The organism is Streptomyces melanosporofaciens (assembly GCF_900105695.1).
In the GTDB taxonomy this organism is placed as follows: Bacteria; Actinomycetota; Actinomycetes; order Streptomycetales; family Streptomycetaceae; genus Streptomyces; species Streptomyces antimycoticus.
Map to the genome: position 1 here is coordinate 500,427 of NZ_FNST01000002.1, position 14,905 is coordinate 515,331.

General features: G+C 71.7%; 13 protein-coding genes. 2 read left to right on the forward strand and 11 right to left on the reverse strand.

What is annotated here, in order from left to right:
- Position 1 precedes the first annotated feature (1 nt).
- The 5 genes from BLV72_RS04890 to BLV72_RS04910 all read right to left on the reverse strand — a co-directional run bounded on the left by BLV72_RS04890 (position 2) and on the right by BLV72_RS04910 (position 5,986).
- Positions 2-1,039 carry an ABC transporter permease gene (locus tag BLV72_RS04890; RefSeq protein ID WP_059148622.1) on the reverse strand — a complete coding sequence of 346 codons (1,038 nt, stop codon included), beginning with the start codon at positions 1,037-1,039 and terminating at the stop codon, positions 2-4.
- Complete coding sequence (locus BLV72_RS04895) at positions 1,036-2,622, reverse strand: sugar ABC transporter ATP-binding protein (protein ID WP_093460525.1); 1,587 nt, start codon at positions 2,620-2,622, stop codon at positions 1,036-1,038. The genes BLV72_RS04890 and BLV72_RS04895 overlap by 4 nt, the downstream gene beginning before the upstream one ends.
- A gap of 2 nt (positions 2,623-2,624) precedes the next feature.
- On the reverse strand, positions 2,625-3,659 hold the full coding sequence (locus BLV72_RS04900) for a sugar ABC transporter substrate-binding protein (RefSeq protein ID WP_093470154.1): 1,035 nt from the start codon (positions 3,657-3,659) through the stop codon (positions 2,625-2,627).
- Between the two features lie 126 nt (positions 3,660-3,785).
- Positions 3,786-4,562, reverse strand: a complete 777-nt coding sequence (locus BLV72_RS04905; RefSeq protein WP_093460526.1) for an SDR family NAD(P)-dependent oxidoreductase — start codon at positions 4,560-4,562, stop codon at positions 3,786-3,788.
- Positions 4,559-5,986 (reverse strand): enolase C-terminal domain-like protein, encoded by a 1,428-nt coding sequence (locus BLV72_RS04910; RefSeq protein ID WP_425288351.1) that lies wholly within the window; start codon positions 5,984-5,986, stop codon positions 4,559-4,561. The genes BLV72_RS04905 and BLV72_RS04910 overlap by 4 nt, the downstream gene beginning before the upstream one ends.
- Positions 5,987-6,204: 218 nt before the next feature.
- Here BLV72_RS04910 and BLV72_RS04915 point away from each other — a divergent pair, with 218 nt between their 5' ends.
- Complete coding sequence (locus tag BLV72_RS04915; protein WP_079059860.1) at positions 6,205-7,347, forward strand: PAC2 family protein; 1,143 nt, start codon at positions 6,205-6,207, stop codon at positions 7,345-7,347.
- A gap of 192 nt (positions 7,348-7,539) precedes the next feature.
- Here BLV72_RS04915 and mshC read toward each other — a convergent pair whose 3' ends face one another.
- From mshC to BLV72_RS04940, 4 genes are all read right to left on the reverse strand, one after another.
- Positions 7,540-8,769 (reverse strand): cysteine--1-D-myo-inosityl 2-amino-2-deoxy-alpha-D-glucopyranoside ligase, encoded by a 1,230-nt coding sequence (mshC, locus tag BLV72_RS04920; protein ID WP_093460528.1) that lies wholly within the window; start codon positions 8,767-8,769, stop codon positions 7,540-7,542.
- 276 nt (positions 8,770-9,045) lie between these two features.
- A complete protein-coding gene (locus BLV72_RS04930) occupies positions 9,046-9,984 on the reverse strand; it encodes an SCO1664 family protein (protein ID WP_208905543.1) in 939 nt (312 codons plus the stop codon).
- Positions 9,948-10,538: a DUF3090 domain-containing protein gene (locus BLV72_RS04935; protein WP_078640529.1), complete on the reverse strand. Its 591-nt coding sequence runs from the start codon at positions 10,536-10,538 to the stop codon at positions 9,948-9,950. The genes BLV72_RS04930 and BLV72_RS04935 overlap by 37 nt, the downstream gene beginning before the upstream one ends.
- Before the next feature lie 124 nt (positions 10,539-10,662).
- Positions 10,663-11,358, reverse strand: coding sequence for a histidine phosphatase family protein (locus tag BLV72_RS04940; protein WP_093460532.1), 696 nt, complete (start codon positions 11,356-11,358; stop codon positions 10,663-10,665).
- 97 nt (positions 11,359-11,455) lie between these two features.
- Here BLV72_RS04940 and corA point away from each other — a divergent pair, with 97 nt between their 5' ends.
- On the forward strand, positions 11,456-12,448 hold the full coding sequence (gene corA, locus BLV72_RS04945) for a magnesium/cobalt transporter CorA (RefSeq protein ID WP_093460534.1): 993 nt from the start codon (positions 11,456-11,458) through the stop codon (positions 12,446-12,448).
- Positions 12,449-12,527: 79 nt separating this feature from the next.
- Here corA and BLV72_RS04950 read toward each other — a convergent pair whose 3' ends face one another.
- A complete protein-coding gene (locus BLV72_RS04950; RefSeq protein ID WP_093470158.1) occupies positions 12,528-13,334 on the reverse strand; it encodes a hypothetical protein in 807 nt (268 codons plus the stop codon).
- Positions 13,335-13,793: 459 nt separating this feature from the next.
- On the reverse strand, positions 13,794-14,843 hold the full coding sequence (locus BLV72_RS04955) for an LLM class F420-dependent oxidoreductase (protein ID WP_093460535.1): 1,050 nt from the start codon (positions 14,841-14,843) through the stop codon (positions 13,794-13,796).
- Between the last annotated feature and the right edge of the window lie 62 nt (positions 14,844-14,905).

A 14,905-nucleotide genomic window follows, 5' to 3' on the forward strand; every position in this document is an offset into this window, starting at 1 on the left:
CTCAGTCCTGCTTCTCGCCGCTGGCGTAGCGGGAGATGATCAGCGCGACGATGATGATCGAGCCGTTGATGAACTGGTTCCACAGGGGCGGCACCCCGCCCAGGGTCATCACATTGACGACCAGTTGCAGCGTCAGCACGCCCGTGAGCGCGCCGAAGAGCGTGCCGCGGCCGCCCTTGAGGCTGATTCCGCCGATGACCGCCGCGGCGAAGACCTGGAAGATCCAGCCGTTGCCCTGGGTCGCGGCGACCGAGCCGTAGTGGCCGGTGTAGAGGATGCCCGCGAAGGCGGCGAGAAGGCCGCCGACGCTCAGCACGATCCAGGTGATCCGGTCCACCCGGATGCCCGCCGCCCGCGCGGCCTCGGGGTTGCCGCCGATCGCGTACAGCGCGCGCCCGTGCCGCAGATAGCCGAGCGCCAGGCCGCCGAGGGCGTACAGCCCCAGGCAGATCCACACGGCGGCGGGTACGCCCAGCCAGTCGGCCTTGCCGAGGTAACGGAAGGACTCGGGAACGTTGACGATCGACTGGCCCTCGGCGACGCCGACCTGCAGTCCGCGCAGCATGGTGAGCATGCCCAGGGTCGCGATGAAGCCGTTGACGCGCAGTTTGAGCATCAGGAAGCCGTTGGCCGCGCCGATCAGCGCCCCGACCGCCAGGCACAGCGGTATGGCGGTCCACACCGGCAGCAGCCCCAGGCCCTCGAACCGCGCCCCGTGATCGGGCAGGACAAGCCATAGGGCGATCACCGGCGCCACGGCGATGGTCGACTCCAGGGAGAGGTCCATCCGCCCGCTGATCAGGATCAGCGCCTCGCCCAGCACCAGCAGCCCCAGCTCGGTGGACTGCTGGACGACGCCGATCAGGTTGTCCTCGGTGAGGAAGGCGGGCGAGACGATGAAGCCGATGACCCCGAGGACGAAGATCACGGGGACCAGTGACAGATCGCGCCAGCGCGCGATGTCGATCCGCGGCCGGCCCCGCCCCGCCGGGCCGTCAGCCACCGCCTCGGCGGTTTGCTGGCGTGCCGTATCGGTCATGACTGCCTTCCTTCTGTGCGGTCTTCTGTGTCCCCCGCCGTGCCGTTGGTGCCCGGCTCGGTCATGCCCTCCATGGCGGCGACGAGCTGGCGGTCGCTCCAGCCGCTGCCGAACTCCGCGACCACCCGCCCGTGGAAGAAGGCCAGGATCCGGTCGCAGACCCGCAGATCGTCCAGTTCGTCGGAGACGATGACCGCGCCGCTCCCGGCCGCGGCGACGTCCCGTACGACGCCGAGCAGGGCGTCCTTGGACTTCACGTCCACCCCGGCGGTCGGGCGGATCGCGACCAGGACGCTGGGCTCACGGGCCAGTGCCCGCGCGATGACGACCTTCTGCTGATTTCCGCCGGACAAACCCGAAACGGGCTGCGAGGGGCCCGAGGTCTTGATGTCCAGGGAGGTGATCATCCGCTGGGCGAAGGCGCGGGTCCGGGAGGGCAGCACCGTGCCGTAGGGCCCGAGTTGGTCGGTGACGGTCAAGGTGGCGTTCTCGGCGACGCTGCGGCCCAGGACCAGGCCCTGGTCGTGCCGGTCCTCCGGGACGTATCCGATGCCCGCGTCGATGGCGTGCGGCACACTGCCGGGGCGCACCGGGCGGCCGCGCACCGAAAGCTGCCCGCCGGCCGGTTTGCGCAGGCCCACCAGGGTTTCGCCGACCGCCGTGTTGCCGCTGGCGGTGGCCCCGGCCAGGCCGAGCACCTCGCCGGGGCGCACCACCAGGTCCAGCGGGTCGAACTCGCCCTCCAGGGCGAGCCCTTCGGTGCGCAGCACCGGCTCCCCGCCCGGGTCGGCCTCCTTACGGGCGACGGGGGCGCGGACGGCCGCCCGGGAGTCGCCCCCGGGCGCCGCGCCGTCGTCCCCGGTCATCGCCGCCACCAGCTCCTCCTTGGGGAGGTCGGCGACCGGGGCGGTGAGCACATGCCGGGCGTCACGGAAGACGGTGACGGTGTCGCAGAGTTCGTAGACCTCCTGCAGATGGTGCGAGATGAACAGGAAGGCCACCCCCTGCCGCCGCAGCTCCAGCAGCTTGGCGAAGAGCCGGTCGATACCGCCCGCGTCGAGCTGGGCGGTGGGCTCGTCGAGGATGATCAGCCGGGCGCCGAAGGAGAGGGCGCGGGCGATCTCCACGAACTGCCGCTGTTCGACGCTGAGATCCTTCGCCCGCGTCTGCGGATCCACTTCCACGCCGTACTCGGCCAGCAGCGCGCGGGCGTCCTCGCGCAGGGCGCGCCAGCGGATGTGGCGCGCCCCCGGGAAGCGGTTGAGGTAGAGGTTCTCGGCGACCGTCAGGTCCGGGACCACCATCGACTTCTGGTAGACACAGGCCACCCGGCGCTGCCAGGCGGCCGTGTCGCCGTAGCCGGGGGCGGGCTCGCCCCCGAAGGTGACCTCGCCCTCGTCCGGGCGCTCCATCCCGGTCAGGACGGACACCAGCGTGGACTTGCCCGCCCCGTTGCGCCCGACGAGCGCATGGGCCTCCCCGGGCCGTACGGCCAGCCGGGCCTGGTCCAGGGCGACGGTGGGACCGAACCGTTTGACGATGCCCTGGGCCCGCACCACGGCGGGCTGCTCGACCGTGCCCATGGTCACTTCTTCTCGAGCTGGTTGGCCCACAGCTTCTTGTCGTCGACGTTCTCCTTGGTGACCAGCGGCGCCGGGAGCTGGTCCTCCAGACCGTTCTCGATCTTGACGATGGTGGAGCCGTGATCGGTGGGGCCGGGTTTGAACGTCTTGCCGTCCAGAGCGGCCTTCGCGTAGTTCAGGGCCCACTGGGCGTAGAGGTCGGCGGGCTGGGAGAGCGTGGCGTCGATCTTCCCGGAGCGGATCGCGTCCAGCTCCTCGGGTATCCCGTCGTTGGAGATGATCGTGATGTGCTTGTCCGAACCGGCCGGCTTCAGCAGCCGCTTCTGCTCCAGCAGCGCGAGCGTGGGCTGCAGGAAGGCGCCGCCCGCCTGCATGTAGATGCCGTTGATGTCCTTGTGCTGGGCCAGCAGGCTCTGCAGCTTGGCGGAGGCCACATCGCCCTTCCAGTCGGTGGGCAGCTCATGCACCTTGATGCCGGGGTACTTCTTCTTCATGCAGGAGGCGAACGCCTGTGAGCGGTCCCGGCCGTTGATGGAGCTGAGGTCGCCCTGGAGCTCGGCGACCCGGCCCTTGCCGCCCAGCTTCTCGCCGAGGTATTCGCACGCCTTGGTGCCGTACGCCCGGTTGTCGGCCCGGACCACCATGTAGATCTTGCCGGAGTCGGGCCGGGTGTCCACGCTCACCACGGGGATCTTCTTCTCCTCCAGCTGTTCCAGGGTGGAGGAGATGGCGCCGGTGTCCTGGGGGGCCATGACGATCGCCTTGGCGCCCTGGTCGGTGAAGGCCTGGACGTTGGCGACCAGCTTGGAGATGTCGTTCTGCGAGTTGGACAGCGGCAGCGCGGAGACGGTGCCCTTGTCGACGCCCTTCTCCAGGTACTGCTGGTAGGAGTTCCAGAAGTCGGTGTCCGTCCGCGGCATGTCGATGCCGACCTTGCCGCCGCCGGCGCCATTGCTCTCGCGGTTGCAGCCGGTGAGCGCTGCGACGGCCAGCAGCACGGCGCAGGCGGCGGTGCCGGTGGTGCGGAGTCTCGTCATCGAGTCCCGTCCTTGGTCGTTCTCGTCGTTCTGGGTCGAGTGGTGCGGGTGGTGCTGGTCTCGGGCGTAGCGTCGGGCGAGGCCGTTGTCCACAGTGGCGGCGTTGTCCGGGGTGGAGACGGTGTCTCAGGAGGAGGCGGGCCGCAGCCGCAGTCCCTGCATTCCTCCGTCGACGGCCAGCGCGGTGCCGGTGACGGCCGCGGCGGCGGGGCTGGCGAGATACGCGACGGCGGCGGCCACCTCGTCGGCGGAGACCAGCCGTCCGGTGGGCTGACGGGCCTCCAGGGCGGCGCGCTCGGCCGCCGGATCGGGGGCCTGGTCGAGCAGCCGGCCGACCCACGGGGTGTCCGCGGTGCCGGGGTTGACGCAGTTGACGCGGACCCCCTCGCGGATGTGGTCCGCGGCCATGGCGAGGGTCAGCGAGAGCACCGCGCCCTTGCTGGCGCTGTAGGCGGCGCGCTGCGGCAGTCCGGCGGTGGCGGCGATCGAGCAGGTGTGGGTGATGGAGACGGCGCCGGGCCGGTCGGCCGCGGCGGCGCGCAGATGGGGCAGCGCGGCCCGCGCGGTGCGGACCAGGCCCAGCACATTGATGTCCAGCAGCCGGTGCCACTCCTCGTCGGAGTTGTCCTCGACGCTGCCGATGGCGCCGATGCCCGCGTTGCCGACGAGGGTGTGCAGGGCGCCGAACTCGCTCACCGCCGCGTCCACCGCGCTCCTGATCGCCTCGTCGGAGGTGACGTCGGCCTTGAGCGCCAGCGTGCCGTCCGGGGCGCCCGACGGGTCGCGGTCGAGCACGGCGACCCGCGCTCCCCGGTCGCGCAGCGTGGCGGCGATGGCGGCGCCGATACCGGAGGCGCCGCCGGTGACGAGCGCGGCCAGCCCTTCGAAGTCGCCGGTGGTCACTGGTGGTCCTCCTGCCGTACGGGCTGTGCGGGTGCGTGCGGTGCGGATGCGGGCGGTGCCGGTTCGGGCCCCGCGAGGCGGGCCCGCCATTCGGGCCCGTCCGGATAGCGGTAGGCGGCGATCGACTCGGGGTACATACGGGCGGAGAAGCCCGGCGCGGTCGGGGCGCGGTAGCGGCCCGACTCGATGACCACGGGATCGGCGAAGTGCTCGTGGAGGTGGTCGACATACTCGATGACCCGGTCGTCCCAGCTGCCCGATACGGCCACGAAGTCGAACATGGCCAGATGCTGGACGAGTTCGCACAGCCCGACGCCGCCCGCGTGCGGGCACACCGGCAGTCCGTACTTGGCGGCGAGCAGCAGGATCGTGAGGTTCTCGTTCACCCCGGCGACCCGCGCCGCGTCGATCTGGACGAAGTCGACCGCCTCGGCCTGGAGCAGCTGCTTGAAGACCACGCGGTTGGCGACATGCTCACCGGTGGCGACCTTGACCGGCTGTCCGGCGCGGATGGCGGCGTGGGCGAGGACGTCGTCCGGGCTGGTGGGCTCCTCGATCCAGTGCGGGTCGTACGGCGCCAGGGCGCTCATCCAGCGCACCGCCTCCGCCACGTCCCAGCGCTGATTGGCGTCCACGGCGATGCGCACATCGGGGCCGACCGCCTCGCGCGCGATCCGCATCCGCCTGAGGTCCTCGTCGAGATCGGCGCCGACCTTGAGCTTGATCTGGCCGAAGCCGTCGGCGACGGCCTCCTGCGCCAGCTTGATCATTTTCTCGTCGGAGTAGCCGAGCCAGCCGGGCGAGGTGGTGTAGGCGGGGTAGCCCCGCTCGCGCAGCAGCGCGGCGCGCTCGGCGCGGCCGGGCTCGGCGGCGCGCAGGATGGCGAGCGCCTCGTCACGGGTGAGCGCGTCGGTGAGGTAGCGGAAGTCGACCAAGTCGACCAGTTCCTCGGGCGACATCCCGGCGAGGAACTGCCACAGCGGCTTGCCTGCCTGCCGGGCGGCGAGGTCCCAGGCGGCGTTGACCACCGCGCCCGCCGCCATATGCATCACGCCCTTCTCCGGCCCGAGCCAGCGCAGCTGCGAGTCATGGGTCAGCTCACGGTGCAGGGCGGCCAGGTCGGCCGCCGTCAGCGGCGCGGGGCGGCCCACCACATGGGGGCGGAGAGAGCGGATGGCGGCCGCGGTGACATCGTTGCCGCGGCCGATGGTGAAGACGAAGCCGTGTCCCTCGGACGCCGCCCCCTCCCCCGCGTCCGTGCGCAGCACGACATAGGCGGCGGAGTAGTCGGGGTCCGGGTTCATGGCGTCCGAGCCGTCAAGCTGCTCCGAGGTGGGAAATCGGATGTCATGGACCTCGAGCTCGGTGACGGATGGACGCAGACTCAATGGGGGCTCCCTGAAACGATGCGCGAGAGAGAACATCGGACCTTTCGCGATGATCCGATGTATAGCGCTGCGCGAAGGGTTTCGTCCAGAGGTACGCCGGAACTTTCCAAGGACAGATCGGATGAATCTCTTAGTGGTCCTGGACAGGGGCTGCGGCCGGAGCACCGGAAAGCCGTAGGCTTGGGTGACATGCAATGGGAACTGCAGCCGGTGGCGGCACCGATCCGTCCGCCCCGGTCGGAAGGAGGCGCTGGGTGATCGAGCTTGAGGGGGTTCCCGAGCTGATCGACCCGGTCATGATCTGTGCCTTCGAGGGCTGGAACGACGCCGGAGACGCCGCCTCGACCGCGGTCGGGCACCTGGACCGGGAGTGGAAGGGCGAGGTCTTCGCCTCGCTCGACGCCGAGGACTACTACGACTTCCAGGTGAACCGGCCCACCGTTGCCCTGGAGGGCGGCGTGCGCAAGATCACTTGGCCGACGACCCGGCTCTCGGTGGTCCGGGCGGACACCGGGGAGAAGTCCCGGGACCTGGTGCTGGTGCGCGGTATCGAGCCGAGCATGCGCTGGCGGTCGTTCTGCAACGAGATCCTCGGCTACGCCCATGAGTTGGGCGTGGAGATGGTCGTCATCCTCGGCGCACTGCTCGGCGACACCCCGCACACCCGGCCGGTGCCGGTCAGCGGGGTCACCTCCGACGCGGACCTGGCCCGCAGCCTCGATCTGGAGGAGACCCGCTACGAGGGCCCGACCGGGATCGTCGGAGTCCTCCAGGAGGCCTGCGCCCACGCCGGCGTCCCGGCGGTGAGCCTGTGGGCGGCCGTGCCGCACTACGTCTCGCAGCCGCCGAACCCGAAGGCCACCCTGGCGCTGCTCAACCGCCTCGAGGACCTGATCTCGGTGCGCATCCCCCTCGGCGAGCTGACCGAGGACTCACGGGCCTGGCAGCTGGGCGTGGACCAGCTGGCCGCCGAGGACAGCGAGGTCGCCGAGTACGTCCAGTCGCTGGAGGAGGCGCGGGACACCGCCGAGCTGCCGGAGGCGTCGGGTGAGGCCATCGCCCGCGAATTCGAGCGCTATCTGCGGCGGCGCGACGGCCAGCCCGGCCCGGGCGGCCACGCGACCGAGAGCGGCGGTCTCGCGGAGGGCGGCACGGGCGGCCCCGGCGCCCCCTATCTGCGGGATCCCTCCACCGGCCATGGGCGGCCGCGTAAGCCGTCCCCCAAGGACGAGGTGGCCAACGACGCCGAGGACACCGGCGGCGCCGAGGACGACGCCAAGGGTCCGGACGACGCCCAGGGTGCCCAGGGTGGCGAGGGCCAGGACGCCTCCCGCCGCGACGAGGGCGGCACGGACCGGGGCGGCGACGGGGACGAGGGGTCCGGCTCCGGCCGGTAGCCACCGCCGCGCCGCCGCGCGCGTACGTACGCCACGCTCCACACGGTGCGCGGGCCCGCATGGCGCACGGCGTCACACGCCCCCACGTCAGCCCGTGGCGCGGCACACGGGACGCGGCGATGAGCCCGCGCCGGGAGGACCCCGGCGCGGGCTCATGCGTTCACCGTCGCGGTGCGGCGATACGACGCCGCGTCAGAGGGCCACGCCCAGCAGCGCGTCCACGGCGCGCGAGACCAGCCCGGGCGCCCCCTCGTCCGTACCGCCGGTGGCCGTCTGCGTGGCCGCCCAGCGGTCGACGGCGGCCAGGGCGGCCGGGGAGTCCAGGTCGTTCGCGAGCGCCTCGCGGATCTCCTCCACCAGCGCGGCGGCCGAGGGCCCGTCCGGCCGCGAGACGGCCGCACGCCAGCGCCCGAGGCGCTCCTCGGCCTCCCGCAGCACCCCGTCCGTCCACTCCCAGTCCGCGCGATAGTGGTGGGCCAGCAGCGCGAGCCGTATGGCCGCCGGGTCCACACCGTCGCGGCGCAGCGCCGAGACGAAGACCAGATTGCCCTTGGACTTGGACATCTTCTCGCCGTCCAGGGCCACCATCCCGGCGTGCACATACGTTGTGGCGAACGGCCGCTCACCGGTGAGCACCTGGGCGTGCGAGGCGCCCATCTCATGGTGCGGGAAGGCGAGATCGGATCCGCCGCCCTGCACATCGAAGCCCATGCCGAGGTGGTCCAGGGCGATGGCCACACACTCGATGTGCCAGCCGGGGCGGCCGGCGCCGAGCGATCCGCCGTCCCAACTCGGCTCGCCGTCACGGGCGGCCATCCACAGCATCGGGTCGAGGGGGTTCTTCTTGCCGGGGCGCTCCGGGTCGCCGCCGCGCTCGGCGGACAGCAGCCGCATGGCCTCGGCGTCGAGCCGGCTGACGGACCCGAAGGAGGGGTCGGACTCCACGGAGAAGTAGATGTCGCCTTCGAGTTCATAGGCGGCGCCCAGGTCGCGCAGCCGCTCCACGAGCGGCACGATGCCCGGTATCGACTCGACGGCGCCGATGTAGTGGCGCGGGGGCAGCATCCGCAGGGCCGTCATGTCCTCGCGGAAGAGGGCGGTCTCGCGCTCGGCGAGGGCCGTCCAGTCGTCGCCGTTCCGCTGGGCCCGCTCCAGCAGGGGATCGTCGACGTCCGTGACGTTCTGGACGTAGTGAACCTGGCGCTTGGTGTCGAGCCATACGCGCTGAACGAGGTCGAACGCGTTGTAGGTCGCGGCATGACCCATGTGGGTCGCGTCGTACGGGGTGATCCCGCAGACGTAGATGCGCGCGACGGGACCGGGGGTCAGAGTGATCCGTCCCCCGGTCGCGGTGTCGTGAATGCTCAGGTCCCGGCCACTGCCGGGCAGGGCGGGAACCTCAGAAGCGGGCCAGGCATACATGCAATGAGCGTAACCGGATGCAGCGTCCGTATACGAACCGGACCAGCGGTGTTGGCCGGAACGGCGGTCTTGTGGATGCGCCCGTGAGCTGCATGGGCCCCCTGAGCTGCGTTCCACGGCTGCCGGGCGGGGACGCGGCGGAGCGCCGCCCGGGGGCGGAGGCGGGCCAGTCCGCTCGGACCGGCGGCCGGGGGACGAGGAGCGGACCCGGCCGCCCCCGGACCGGCGGCCACCGGACCCGGCCGCCTCGGACCGGTGGCCCTCGGACGGGCCGTCTCAGACCGGCGGCCAGGGGATGGCGGGCCACTGGCCGCTGGGTTCGGGGTGCTTCCCGGTCCGCAACAGCGTGGCCACACGGGCCCTCAGGGCCTCGATCTCGGCCCCGGTGATCAGCTCCGCCAGCCGGGCGCAGAGCGCGCCGCCGTCGGCTAGCTGGTCCGCCAACCGGCGCAGCACCTCCAGCACATCGTCCGGCAGCGGCTCCCCGGCCCAGCCCCACAGCAGCGTGCGCAGCTTGTCGTCGGCGTTGAAGGTCACTCCGTGATCAATCGCATAGAGCCGACCACCGGCCGCGGGCAGCAGATGGCCGCCCTTGCGGTCGCCGTTGTTGATCACCGCGTCGAGGACGGCCAGCCGGCGCAGCCGTACGTCGTCGGCGTGGACCAGCAGCGCCGTGCGGCCCTCGCCCACCTCGGCGTAGCCGATCGCCTTCCAGCCGGGGCCCGGTTCGTCGCCCTCGACGAGCGCGAGCAGCTCCGCTCCCCCGATCTCCCCGGATCCCTCGCCGTCGCCGTCCGTCGACCCGTCGCCGTCCGCCCCGTCGGGGGCCACCTCGACCTCTATCCAGAGCTGGCACATCCCCTGCCCGTACGGCCCGTCGCGCAGCACGGTGGGCGGCACCAGGCCCCAGCCGGTGGCCTCGGAGATCTCGTACGCCGCAACCTCGCGCTGGGCGAGCGTGCCGTCCGGGAAGTCCCACAGCGGCCGCTCCCCGGCCACCGGCTTGTAGACGCAGGGGGCGCTGTGGCCGTCGTACTCGACCGTGCAGTACAACACCGCGTTGGACGCCTCCCGGACCTGTCCGCGCACCGTCAGCTCACCGAGAGCCAGCAGCTCGGACGGGGGCAACTGGCGCGAAGCCTCCGTTGAGGGTGGTGGTGGGAGACGGGTGGGCGGCGTCAGGCTCCGCGGCGGTATCCGTTCTGGCGCGGACATACGTGTCCCTCCGGGTCGAGCGGCAGACTGCACAGCGGGCAGGGCGGCCGGCCGGCGTTGACGACCTCCAGGGCGCGCTTGGCGAACGCCCGCGCCTGGGTCCCGGTGAGCCGCACGCGCAGCATGGGCGGGCCGTTCACATCGTCCTGGAGCAGCCGCTCCTCGGCCTCGGCCAGGTCCTCCTCGGACTCGGCCTCCAGCTCGACCAGCGCCTGTGCCTCGACGATCATCCGCTGTTCCTCGCCGTCCCAGGCGAGTGCCATGGTGCCGACCCGGAACTCCTCCTCCACGGGGGCTTCCAGCGGTGCGGTGTCGGTGAGTTCGGTCGGTGCGACGGCGGGGACCGGGGCGTTTCCGCCGGTGCGCCGCACCACCTCGTCCAGCAGCTCGTCTATCCGCTCGGCCAACGCGGCGACCTGCGTCTTCTCCAGGGCGACACTGGTGGTCCGGCCACTGGCGGACGCCTGCAGGAAAAAGGTACGGCGACCAGGCAGCCCGACCGTACCGGCGACGAAACGGTCCGGCGGGTCATAGAGGAACACCTGACGGGACAACGTCCTGCTCCATTTTGGTTCGACTGCTCGGCTGACTGACTGCTGACCGCTGGGTGCCACGACCGCCCGGTCAGGGCTGTCACGGCGCCCTCGCACCGCGGCACCACCCTACTGCGCACGGAGATCACGGTGCTCCCGCGTCGCCGCCCACCGCCGCGTCCCCGCCCCGGTCGCCGGTGGTCTCCTCGCGCGGGGCCAGCCCCGCGAAGTCGCCGGTGTCGCCGAGCCGGACGACGAAGGGCCGGGTCGGGGTGTACCGGATCGCGGTGACCGAGCAGGGCTCGACCGAGATCCGCTGAAAGAGATCGAGATGCAGTCCGAGGGCGTCCGCGACGATCGCCTTGATGACGTCCCCGTGGGAGCACATCAGATAGACCGCGTCGGCGCCGTGCTCCCGCTCGATCCGGGCGTTCCAGTCGCGCACCGCCTCCACCGCGCGCGTGTGCATGGCGCGCATGGACTCGCCACCGGGGAAGGCGGCGGCGGACGGATGCTGCTGGACGATGTTCATCAGTGGTTCATCGGCGAGCTCGGCGAGCTTACGGCCCGACCAGTCGCCGTAGTGGCACTCCCCGATCCGGTCCTCGGGGTGCAGCGGCAGATCGGGGCGGGCGGCGAGCAGCGGGGCCAGCGTCTCCCGGCAGCGCTGCAGGGGGCTGGTGACGGCGGCGGCCAGGGGCAGTCCGGCCAGCCTGCCGGGCAGCGCCGCGGCCTGGGCCGCACCGCGCTCGTCGAGGGCGACACCGGGAGTCCAGCCCGCGAGGACGCCCGCGGTGTTGGCGGTGGACCGGCCGTGCCGTACGAGGATCAGCATGGGCATGGCTGCCACCCTACGACCCCTCCGGCGCCGCTCAGCGGGCATGCGCACCGATCCCGCACCAGGGCCCCCTGTGCGTACCGCCATCACGCGAGGCAGAATGCGCTGCGTGATCGTGGATTGTGCCATCTACCGGGACGGGTGCCGCACCGAGGGACCCGCCGACTTCTCCGACGCCCTCGACGAGGCGCGCGCGAGAGGGGACGCCTTCTTGTGGATCGGCCTGCATGAGCCGACCGAGAAGGAGTTCGAGCTGGTCACCAGCGAGTTCGGACTTCATCCGCTGGCCGTGGAGGACGCCCTGTGCGCCCACCAGAGGCCGAAGCTGGAGGTCTATGACGATTCGCTGTTCCTGGTGCTCAAGCCGATCCAGTACGACGACAAGGCCGGCACCGTCGCAGCGGGTGAGCTGATGGTCTTCGTCGGTGACTCCTTCGTGGTGACCGTAAGGCACGGCGAAGCGAATCCGCTCGGTGCGGTGCGGGACCGGCTGGAGAAGATGCCCGAGGTTCTCCAGCACGGTCCGACGGCGGTGATGTACGCGGTCTCCGACGCGGTCGTGGACCACTACCTGGACGTGGCCGACGCGCTGCACGGGGACCTGGAGGGGCTGGAGACGGAGGTGTTCGCCCCGAACGCGGGCGCCGGGCAGAACACCGCCGGGCGGATCTACGCCTTCAAGCGCGAGGTGATGGAATTCCGCCGGTCGGCCGGGCCGTTGGGGGAGCCGATGGAGCGGCTCACCCGCGCCGGGGTGCCGTTCGTGCACGAGGGCTCCCGGCCGTTCTTCCGCGATGTCAGCGACCATCTGACCCGGGTGAACGAGCATGTGGAGGGGCTGGACCGGCTGCTGTCGGACATCCTCTCCGCCCATCTCGCGCAGATGGGTGTGCGGCAGAACGACGACATGCGGAAGATCTCGGCGTGGGCGGCGATGGCGGCGGTGCCGACGATGATCGCCGGGATCTACGGCATGAATTTCGAGCATATGCCCGAGCTGAAGCAGCCCTGGGGATACCCGGGGGTGGTCGCGCTCATGGTGGGTGTGATCGCCGTGCTGTACCGCTGGTTCAAGCGCCGCGGCTGGCTCTGAGCCGGTGGCTGCGGTCCGGCGGCGCTGACCGTCCCGGCGGCGCCTGTCCCTGGGCGCGCCCGCGGGCCCGTGGTCGGGCTCAGACGAACTCGGGCGCCTCGGATGCCCCGGAAGCGCTCTGCGCGGGCCCGCCGAGCGCGTTGCGCCGCTCGGGCATCCGCAGGGACACCATGCGCCGCCAGCCGCCCAGCCGCTCATACACATTCAGGGCGCGGATCCCGGCCGCGAACAGCGCGGACTTCGGCTTGGGCCAGCCGAGGACGCTCCCCATGTGGGCCATCACGGCCAGGCTGACGTCCCGGTAGACCTCCATCTCGACGAGCGCGCTCTCCCGCAGGGCCCGCTGGATGGTCCGGCCGTATCCGGCGGCGGCCAGGCGCAGCAGCTCCTCGTGGCAGTAGGCGAGGTGGTTGTCCTCGTCCTCGGCGATCATGCGCACCGCGCGGCCGAGGTCGGGGTGGTCGCCGAAGCACCTGCGCAACATCACCATCTGCTCGGAAGCACGCTGTTCGGTGACCCGGCTGTGCGCGAGGTAGATCACGATGTCGTGCTCGGTGAGCGGCTCGTCGCGGCGCAGCTTGTCATGGGCGAGGCCGATGCCGCGCGCCTCCAGGAGCATCGTGTAGTCGGCCTCGCGCGGCACCTCCATGGGCTCCAGATCGCGCTTGCTCAGCAGGGCGTTGAAGATCCGGCCGTGTTTGTCCTCGTCGGCGCCATGGCGGGCGATCTTGGGGGCGAGGTCGCGCAGGCTCTCGGGCACGAGGGCGGCGATCCGGCCGTTCTCCCAGCCTCCCTGGGCCTCCCCGCTGGCCGCGACGGAGCAGAAGAGCCGGAACGACTCGTCGTTGTCGAGGATCTCCTGGAACACGCTTTTCGCCGAGAGCATCGCCGCCACCTCCGTGCGCTTGTCGTGCGCAGCCATGCGCTTCCGTGCCGACATCCACGCAGGGGCCGCGCAGAAAAAGTCAACGGCCCGGTGGGCGCGGCGGCAACAGCTCAGCCTCACGGCTCGGCCGAACGGAGGACGGTGTGGGCACCGCGCCCCCCGTAACTCCTGGGCGGCGGAGGCGTTGTGCTGGATGACGGCCGTGGCGGGGAAGACCCCCGAGCCCCCACCACGGCCGCAGAATTCTTCCGGCGCGCGGCGCAGAGCCGACTCCCCGGCGGAGCCGACTCCCCGGCCGAGCCGAACTCCCCAAGGGCCTTCGACGGCCGCCGTGCGGCCTGCCACGGCACTGCGAGCGCCATCGCGACTTCTCACCGCCCTACCGCGAGCAGGGCCGCCGCTGGCGCTCGTCGCCCTCTCAGCGCCCGATGGCGGCCCCCTTCGCGCCCGTGGCCGCCGTTACGCGACTCCGGCCCGATCCAGGGCCTCCACGCCCGCCCGCAGCCCGGCGAGGCGCTCCTCCAGCGTGAAGCCCGCGGGGGTGAGCGACAGGGTGGTGACCCCGGCCTCCGCGTACGCCTGCATGCGGTCCGCGATGCGCTCGACGGGGCCGAGCAGCGAGGTGGAGTCGATCAGCTCGTGGGGGACGGCCGCGGCGGCGCCCTCCTTGTCCCCGGAGAGGTACTTCTCCTGGATCTCGGCGGCCTCCTTCTCGTACCCCATGCGCTGCGCGAGCTTGTTGTAGAAGTTCTGCTTGGCGCTGCCCATACCGCCCACGTAGAGCGCCGTGTACGGGCGGAACTGGTCGGCGAGGGAGCGGACGTCGTCGCCGAGGGCCATGGGGACGGTGGGCACCACGTCGAAGCCCTCGAGATCCTTGCCCGCCTTCTCCCGGCCCGCGCGCAGCGAGCTGAGGGTGGTCGCCTCGGCGTGCTCGGGGGCGTAGAAGAGGACCAGGGCGCCGTCGGCGATCTCGCCGGTCTGCTCCAGGTTCTTCGGGCCGATGGCCGCGATGTACAGCGGGATGTACTCCCGCACCGGGTGCACGGTCAGCTTGAGGGGCTTGCCGGGGCCGTCGGGCAGCGGCAGCGTCCAGTTCTGGCCCTGGTGCGTCAGCCGCTCGCGTGACATCGCCTTGCGGATGATCTCCACGTACTCGCGGGTGCGGGCGAGCGGCTTGTCGAACCGCGTCCCGTACCAGCCCTCGGACACCTGCGGCCCCGAGACGCCGAGCCCGAGGCGGAAGCGGCCACCGGAGAGGGTGTCGAGGGTGGCGGCGGTCATGGCCGTCATGGCGGGGGTACGGGCCGGAATCTGGAAGATGGCGGAGCCGACGTCGATGCGCTCGGTCTGCGCGGCGACCCATGCGAGGACCGTGGCCGCGTCCGAACCATAGGCTTCGGCGGCCCAGCAGACGGCATAGCCGAGCCGGTCGGCCTCGCGGGCGACCTCGAGGTTGTCCGCGTCCATTCCGGCGCCCCAGTAGCCGAGGTTGATCCCGAGCCTCATACCGCACCCCTTACTGATCAGTAACGTCGCTGTTCCGGGGACTCTAGCGCGCATGGCCGGGA

What these genes read in the sequence shown, in the direction of transcription:
- BLV72_RS04955 (WP_093460535.1), bottom strand. Translation starts at nt 14,843, where the DNA reads ATGAGGCTCGGGATCAACCTCGGCTACTGGGGCGCCGGAATGGACGCG.
- BLV72_RS04930 (WP_208905543.1), bottom strand. Translation starts at nt 9,984, where the DNA reads ATGTCCGCGCCAGAACGGATACCGCCGCGGAGCCTGACGCCGCCCACC.
- corA (WP_093460534.1), top strand. Translation starts at nt 11,456, where the DNA reads ATGCGCTGCGTGATCGTGGATTGTGCCATCTACCGGGACGGGTGCCGC.
- BLV72_RS04895 (WP_093460525.1), bottom strand. Translation starts at nt 2,622, where the DNA reads ATGGGCACGGTCGAGCAGCCCGCCGTGGTGCGGGCCCAGGGCATCGTC.
- BLV72_RS04890 (WP_059148622.1), bottom strand. Translation starts at nt 1,039, where the DNA reads ATGACCGATACGGCACGCCAGCAAACCGCCGAGGCGGTGGCTGACGGC.
- mshC (WP_093460528.1), bottom strand. Translation starts at nt 8,769, where the DNA reads ATGTATGCCTGGCCCGCTTCTGAGGTTCCCGCCCTGCCCGGCAGTGGC.
- BLV72_RS04940 (WP_093460532.1), bottom strand. Translation starts at nt 11,358, where the DNA reads ATGCCCATGCTGATCCTCGTACGGCACGGCCGGTCCACCGCCAACACC.
- BLV72_RS04910 (WP_425288351.1), bottom strand. Translation starts at nt 5,986, where the DNA reads ATGTTCTCTCTCGCGCATCGTTTCAGGGAGCCCCCATTGAGTCTGCGT.
- BLV72_RS04900 (WP_093470154.1), bottom strand. Translation starts at nt 3,659, where the DNA reads ATGACGAGACTCCGCACCACCGGCACCGCCGCCTGCGCCGTGCTGCTG.
- BLV72_RS04950 (WP_093470158.1), bottom strand. Translation starts at nt 13,334, where the DNA reads ATGCTCTCGGCGAAAAGCGTGTTCCAGGAGATCCTCGACAACGACGAG.